This window comes from Phenylobacterium sp. (assembly GCF_036263695.1).
Classification (GTDB): Bacteria; Pseudomonadota; Alphaproteobacteria; order Caulobacterales; family Caulobacteraceae; genus Phenylobacterium.
In genome coordinates this window covers 1-6,618 of the sequence record NZ_DATAGM010000277.1, presented here as the reverse complement: position 1 = coordinate 6,618, position 6,618 = coordinate 1, and the positions used below count along the sequence as shown (strand labels likewise).

Here is a 6,618-nt window from a genome sequence, read left to right as displayed (position 1 = left end):
CGTCGACGATCCCAAGGCCGCCGATGTGCTGATCTTCGTCAGCTACGGCGAGGCCGATAATGACCAGGACGAGAACCACCTGGCGCTCTCCGCCTACGACGCCAGCCGCTACGCCAAGGACTCCAAGGCCCGCCAGACCTGGATGGTGCAGGTGACCAGCCCAGCCTCCGCCGGCCCGCTGCGCAAGACCTTGCCGGCCATGGTCCGCGCCGCCCAGCCGCAGCTGGGGAAGACCACCGCGGCCAGCGTCTTCTCCCTGCTCTCGCGCAAGGACTCCGGCGTTCGCTACATTGAGACCGGCGAAGCCGCTCACTGACCTGAGGGCACGAACGGCGCAGCCCGGCGTTCCTGCTCCGAAAGGAGCCGCCATGCGCCCCGTGATCCTCATCCTGGCCGCCCTGCCCCTGGTCGCCTGCCAGTCCGGCCAGAAGCAGTTCGCCCGCGAGTCCCGCGTCAACGCCCCGGTCGAGGCCGTCGTCCAGTCCGAGCCCGGCCGCCAGGCCGCCTCCGAGGCCGCCCAGCAGGGCGAGAGCGCCTCCGAGGCCGTCGAGGAAGCCCCGCCCGCCGCCGCCGCGAGCGGGACGAAGTAGCGGCTCAGAGCGCCGCGGTGATCGCGAACACCGCGGTCATGAAGAGCGCGAAGGCGATGAGGCTCAGCCCGCCCAGCGCCACGCTGCGCAGCGAGGCGCCGGTCCACGACAGGCCGTAGGCGCCCTTCAGGTGCGCCATCGCGTGCAGCGGCAGCACGATGGCCAGCAGGTCGCCCCACCAGCCGCCGACCGGCTCCGGCAGCAACATGCCGAATGCGACCATCAGGCCGAAGAAGCCCAGGCCGTAGAGGCTGACGACCCCGTGGTCGTAGAGGGTGTAGCCGCGCCGGAACGCCATCAGCAGCGCCAGGATCAGCATCGAGAGCGGCGCCAGCACCCAGGCCAGCTTATAGGCCATGGCCATGTACTTGGTGCGGAAGTAGGCCCGCTCCTCCGGCGTATCGAGCTTGACGACGCTCTTCTCGTGCAGCTTGCCCATAGCGGTGCCCTCGAGCTCGCCGAGCTCGAGCTGCTGGCCCTCGGCGGGCACGACGATGCCCGTCTGGCCGGACCGCTCGGCTATCTCCGCCGCCACCCGCGCCCGCGCCTGCCCCCGCTCCGGCTCGGTGAGCGGCTCCGACGCCGATCCGGTCACGTACGGCAGGGTGAACACCAGAAAGACGGCGAACAGGAAGACGTGCAGCGGCGGCACGAACCTGGCCCGCTCGCCCGCCTTCCACCGGCGCGACAGCTCGCCGGGCCGCAAGGCCAGCAGCGGCAGCGTCCGCCACAGCCGCCCGTCGAAGTGAGCCACCCCCTCGAACATCTCTCCCAGCAGGTCGACCAGCCGGCCGTGCAGGTGCGCCTGCTGGCCGCAGTCCTGGCAGTACTTGCCGCCGAGCTGCGCCCCGCAGTTCCGGCAGGCCGGCGGCGCCTCATGCGCCGGCGCCGGGTCGGCGGCGGACGCAACGGTGTCGGCGGTAGCGGTCATTGCGCGCAAATCCCTACAGCCCCCTCGGCTGCGCGGCCGAATCTTGGCGCGTCCGCCCGCCCGATGTCGAGGGCCTGGGCGCCTCTACCGCCGCGTCACGCCGCGTCGTGGAAGATGACGCCCAGGGTGAACCGGCGGCCTGAGCGCAGCCGGCTCACCCCATGGCGCATGTTGACGCGGTAGGTCCCGCGGCCGCCGGCCACGGGCCGGTGGTTGACGGCGAAGACCACGCCGTCGCCCTGGGCCAGCGGGACCACCTCGGCTCGCGACTGCATGCGCGGCCGCTGCTCGGTCAGCACGAACTCGCCCCCAGTGAAGTCGCGCTCGGGCTGTGACAGCAGCACGGCGACCTGCAGCGGGAAGACGTGCTCGCCGTAGAGGTCCTGGTGCAGGCAGTTGTAGTCGCCGGCCTCGTACTTCAGCAGCAGCGGCGTCGGCCGGGACTGGCCGGCGGCGTGGCAGCGGCCGAGGTAGTCGGCGTGCGCGGCCGGATATGTCGCCGGCAAGCCCATGGCTGCGTTCCAACGGTTCGCGACCGGCGCGAGATGCGGATAGAGGCCGGTCCGCAGCGCTTCGACGAGCGGCGGCAGCGGATAGGCGAAATACTGGTACTCGCCCCGCCCGAAGCCGTGGCGGCTCATCACCACCCGGCTGCGGAAGCGGCCCGCATCCGCATAGAGGCCAGCCACCTCGGCGCACTCCTGCCGCGTCAGCAGGCTCGGGAGCCGGGCGCAGCCGAAGGCGTCGAGCTCGCCTTCAGCGCCGGCCCAGTCGCAGGCGGCTATGCGGTCGGCCAGCGTGGCGGGCGGCAGGGTCGCCGGCGCGCTCACGCCGCCGCCTCGCGCTCAAGCAGCGCGCGCTTGCGCTCAACGCCCCAGGCATAGCCGGAGAGCGCCCCGTCGGTGCGCACCACCCTGTGGCAGGGGATGGCGATCGCTAGGTTGTTGGCGGCGCAGGCCTGGGCGACGGCGCGCACGGCCTTCGGCGCGCCGATCCGCGCCGCGATCTGCGCATAGCTCGCCGTCTCGCCGGCCCGGATTTCGCGCAGCGCCTGCCAGACCCGCTGCTGGAAGGCGGTGCCGCGCACGTCCAGCGGCAGGTCGACGGAGGCGGCCGGCCGCTCCACCAGCCCCACGACCTGAGCCACGAGCGCCTCGAAATCGGCGTCGCCGCCCATCAGCTCGGCCCGTGAGAAGCGGTCCTGTAGGTCGCGCACCAGCCGATCCGGGTCATCGCCCAGCAGGATGGCGCAGACGCCCTTGTCGGTCGCCGCCACCAGGATCGCGCCCAGCGAGCACTCGCCGACAGCGAACCGGATCTGGGCCGTCTCGCCGCCGCGGCGGTAGCGCCTGGCCGTCATGCCGAGCACCGCGTCCGAGCGCTCGTAGAACCGGCTGCTGGAGCCGAAGCCGGCCTCGTAGATGGCCGCCGTCACCGGCGCATCGGCGGCCAGTTCCTCGCGCAGCCGGCGGTCGCGGTGGGCGGCCGCGTAGGCCTTGGGCGTCACGCCCGTGGCAGCCTTGAACAGCCGGTGGAAGTGGTAGGGGCTCAAGGCCGCGCCCCTGGCGAGTTCGCCAAGCGTCGGCGGCGTCTCGGCCGCCTCGATGGCGCGGCAGGCGGCGGTGATCGCCTCGGCGTAGCGCTCGGCCAGCGGGGCCTCGTTGGGCCGGCAGCGGCGGCAAGCGCGGAAGCCCGCCGCCTCGGCCTCGGCGGTGGTCTCGTGGAAGGCGACGTTCTCGCGCCGGGGCTGGCGGGCGGCGCAGGAGGGGCGGCAATAGACCCCCGTCGTGCGCACGGAATAGAAGAATTCGCCGTCGGCTGTGCGGTCGCGGGAGACCACGGCGGCCCAGCGGCGATCGTCAATCGGTGTGGCGGTCAGCATGTCTGGCTCCTTGGATCTCCTGGAGCGCATGGGTACCCCTGACCTAAGCGCGGAAAACTCCGCGCCTTGCTATCGAATTAGATGGGCTCAGGTCTCGGCCAGCGCAGCCCTCTTCCACTCCAGATACTCCGGAGCCGTGAGCAGGCGCTCGGCGTAGGCCGCCGCAGCCCCGTCCGCGTCGCCGAGTTCGCCCAGGTCAACCTGATAGGTGCGGAAGCGCGTGGCGACGGGCGTGTAGAAGGCGTCGGCGATCGACCACTCGCCGGCCAGGAAGGGCCCGCCGAACCGGCCGAGCATGTCCCGCCACAGCTCGACGATGCGGCGCACGTTCGCCTGCGCTGCGTCCGTGAGTTCGTGCCGCCGGGGCGGCTCGTCCAGGGCCATCGGGCATTCCTGCCGAAGCGCCAGGAAGCCGGAGTGCATCTCGGCCGCGGCGCTGCGGGCCAGGGCCCGGGCCTCAGGGTCCGCCGGCCAGAGCTGCGGCGCCTTCTCCGCCAGGTATTCGCAGATCGCTAGGGAATCCCAGACCGTCACCTCCCCGTCCTTCAGCGCCGGCACCAGACCCGAGGGCGAGTGCGGCAGGATGGCCTCGCGGGTGCGGTTCTCCTCCTGGCGCAGGGCGACCAGCGTCTCGGTGAACGGCAGGCCCGTCCGCTTGATCGCCAGCCACGGCCGCATCGACCAGGTGGACCACCGCTTGGTCCCGATCACCAGTTCCACGTGTTCAGCTCCCCTTCATCTTGCGCGTTCGTCTCTTGCCGAACCGCCGCCAAGCCCGTCTAGAGTGCGGGCCATAAAAGCAAAACCGCCACCAGGGAGGATGTTGATGAGCAGCGTAGCCACGGGGGGGCCCGGCGCAGCCGCGGGGGCGTACGACACAGGGATCCTTCCTCAGCCTCCGGGGTACCGCCGGTACGCCATGGGCCTGCTGCTCGCCATCTACATGGTCAACTTCCTGGACCGGCAGGTGGTCAACATCCTGGCCGAGCCGATCAAGAACGACCTGAACCTCTCCGACACCCAGATCGGGCTGATGGGCGGCCTGGCGTTCGCGATCTTCTACACCGTACTCGGGGTGCCGATCGCCCGGCTCGCCGAGCGCAAGAACCGGCCGATCATCATCGGCACGGCGGTCGCGGTCTGGAGCGGCATGACGGCGCTTTGCGGGATTGCGCAGAACTTCTGGCAGCTGGTGATGTTCCGGATCGGGGTCGGCGTCGGCGAGGCCGGCTGCACGCCGCCGGCCCACAGCCTGATCAGCGACTATGTGCCGAAGGAGAAGCGGGCCTCGGCGCTGGCCTTCTATTCCATGGGCACGCCGCTGGGCGGCCTCATCGGCCTGATCATGGGCGGACTGATCGCCGACGCCTACGGCTGGCGCGCCGCGTTCTTCGTGGCCGGCGTCCCCGGAATCCTGTTCGCCCTGCTCGCCATCTTCACCCTGAAGGAGCCGCGCAAGCACCTCTCCGCCGAATTCAAGCGCACCCAGGCGGCCCAGCCGAGCTTCGGGGAGACGATGAAGGTGCTGTCGACGAAGCGCACCTTCTGGTTCATCGCCTTCGCGGCGGCCATCAAGGCCTTTATCGGCTACGGCCACGCCCCGTTCACCGCCTCCTTCTTCCTGCGCAACCACACCGAGGAGGTCGCGAACCTGGCCAGCTTCTTCGGCGCCCAGCTCGGCTTCAATCTGCAGTCCCTGGGCTTCCTCAGCCTGGCGCTCGGCCTGATGAGCGGCACCGCGGGGGCCGTCGGCTCCCTGCTGGGCGGCTGGCTGGCCGACAAGTTCGGGGCCAAGGACCTGCGCGCCTACATGGTGGCCCCGGCCATCGCCTCGCTGATCACCATCCCGGTCTACATCACCGCGGTGACCGTGGATTCGGCGGCGCTGGCGCTCTGCATCCTGGTGATCAACGGCCTCCTGGGCACCATCTGGTACGGCCCCGTCTACGGCACCGCCCAGAGCATTGTGCAGCCGCAGATGCGGGCCACCACGTCGGCCATCCTGCTGTTCATCATCAACCTGATTGGCCTGGGCCTCGGCCCGGTGGCGGTGGGCGCCCTGTCGGACGCGGTCGCCAACTTCCGCCTGAACGAGGTGGGCCTGTCGGTGGACGCCTGCCGCGCCCTGACTGAAGGCGCGGCGGTGGCCACCCGCGCGGCCTGCGCCGAGCATGTGGGCGAAGGCGTCCGGTGGGCGCTGATCGTCTCGACCCTGTTCGGCGTCATCGCCTTCGCCTTCTTCTGGATCGCCCGTAAGACGATCCGCGAGGACACCGTCAGCTAGGACGTGCGGGGCGCCTCGGCGCCCCCATTTCCACCGATCGCCGGTGCGGCTAGGCTGTTCCCGAAGAACACCAAGGAATCTAAGGGGGAACGCTTCTCATGACGGACGCTGCGGCCGCGCCGGGGGCCTTCCAGGGCTACGGCACCAAGGCCTACCGCGCCTGGGTGCTGTTCGCCTTGGTGGTGGTCTACACCTTCAACTTCATCGACCGGGTGCTGGTCTCGATCGTGCAGGAGCCGATCCGGGCCGAGTTCAACCTCACCGACACCCAGCTCGGCCTGCTCGGCGGGCCGACCTTCGCCATCCTCTACACCCTGCTCGGCATACCCATCGCCCGCCTGGCCGAGCGCAAGAACCGGATGACCATCCTGGCGGTCTGCGTGGCGCTCTGGAGCGGCATGACGGCGCTGTGCGGCGTCGCCAACAGCTACGTCACCCTGCTGCTCGCCCGGATCGGCGTCTCGATCGGCGAGGCCGGCTGCACCCCGCCGGCCCAGTCGGTGATCGGCGACTACTTCCCCGAGGACAAGCGGGCCACCGCGGTCTCCATCTATTCGCTCGGCGTGCCGCTGGGCTCGATGCTGGCCGCCATCGGCGGCGGGTTCATCGCCGAGGCGATGGGTTGGCGCGGGGCCTTCCTGGCGCTGGGCCTGCCGGGCCTGATCCTGGCGATCCTGGTGAAGCTGACCGTGAAGGAGCCGCCCCGCGCTGCGGCGGCAGGCGAGACGCCGAACTTCGCGCAGGGCTTTTCGGCCCTGCTGAAGAAACCGAGCTTCTGGTTCGCCGCGCTGGGCGGCGCCGTCGCCTCCTTCGTGGGCTACGGCGTCGGCCAGTTCACCAACTCCTTCTTCATGCGCAGCCATGACCTGGGCATCCTGCAGGCCTCGCAGATCACTGGCCTGCTGATCGGCTTCTTCGGAGCGATCGGCAC

8 protein-coding genes are annotated in these 6,618 nt (G+C 70.7%); 4 read left to right on the top strand and 4 right to left on the bottom strand.

The window, feature by feature from the left end; all coding sequences use genetic code 11:
- Both VHK87_RS11205 and VHK87_RS11200 read left to right on the top strand, forming a co-directional pair.
- The coding region (locus VHK87_RS11205; protein WP_329634978.1) for a hypothetical protein at window positions 1-316 on the top strand (316 nt) is incomplete at its 5' end.
- A 52-nt stretch (window positions 317-368) separates the two neighbouring features.
- Complete coding sequence (locus tag VHK87_RS11200; protein ID WP_329634977.1) at window positions 369-590, top strand: hypothetical protein; 222 nt, start codon at window positions 369-371, stop codon at window positions 588-590.
- Between the two features lie 4 nt (window positions 591-594).
- On the opposite strand, the gene VHK87_RS11195 is transcribed toward VHK87_RS11200, so the two are convergent.
- The 4 genes from VHK87_RS11195 to VHK87_RS11180 all read right to left on the bottom strand — a co-directional run bounded on the left by VHK87_RS11195 (window position 595) and on the right by VHK87_RS11180 (window position 4,123).
- Window positions 595-1,521: a DUF3667 domain-containing protein gene (locus tag VHK87_RS11195; RefSeq protein WP_329634976.1), complete on the bottom strand. Its 927-nt coding sequence runs from the start codon at window positions 1,519-1,521 to the stop codon at window positions 595-597.
- 95 nt (window positions 1,522-1,616) lie between these two features.
- The gene (locus VHK87_RS11190) at window positions 1,617-2,351 is read right to left on the bottom strand and encodes a 2OG-Fe(II) oxygenase (RefSeq protein WP_414694143.1); all 735 of its coding nucleotides are present in this window, start codon (window positions 2,349-2,351) and stop codon (window positions 1,617-1,619) included.
- Window positions 2,348-3,403, bottom strand: coding sequence for a bifunctional DNA-binding transcriptional regulator/O6-methylguanine-DNA methyltransferase Ada (gene ada, locus VHK87_RS11185; RefSeq protein WP_329634975.1), 1,056 nt, complete (start codon window positions 3,401-3,403; stop codon window positions 2,348-2,350). The genes VHK87_RS11190 and ada overlap by 4 nt, the downstream gene beginning before the upstream one ends.
- A gap of 87 nt (window positions 3,404-3,490) precedes the next feature.
- Window positions 3,491-4,123 carry a glutathione S-transferase family protein gene (locus VHK87_RS11180; RefSeq protein WP_329634974.1) on the bottom strand — a complete coding sequence of 211 codons (633 nt, stop codon included), beginning with the start codon at window positions 4,121-4,123 and terminating at the stop codon, window positions 3,491-3,493.
- A gap of 106 nt (window positions 4,124-4,229) precedes the next feature.
- Between VHK87_RS11180 and VHK87_RS11175 the strand changes: the two genes are divergently transcribed.
- Both VHK87_RS11175 and VHK87_RS11170 read left to right on the top strand, forming a co-directional pair.
- Window positions 4,230-5,687: an MFS transporter gene (locus tag VHK87_RS11175; protein WP_329634973.1), complete on the top strand. Its 1,458-nt coding sequence runs from the start codon at window positions 4,230-4,232 to the stop codon at window positions 5,685-5,687.
- A 98-nt stretch (window positions 5,688-5,785) separates the two neighbouring features.
- Window positions 5,786-6,618, top strand: an 833-nt coding sequence (locus VHK87_RS11170; RefSeq protein WP_329634972.1) for an MFS transporter, incomplete at its 3' end; no start/stop codon positions are given.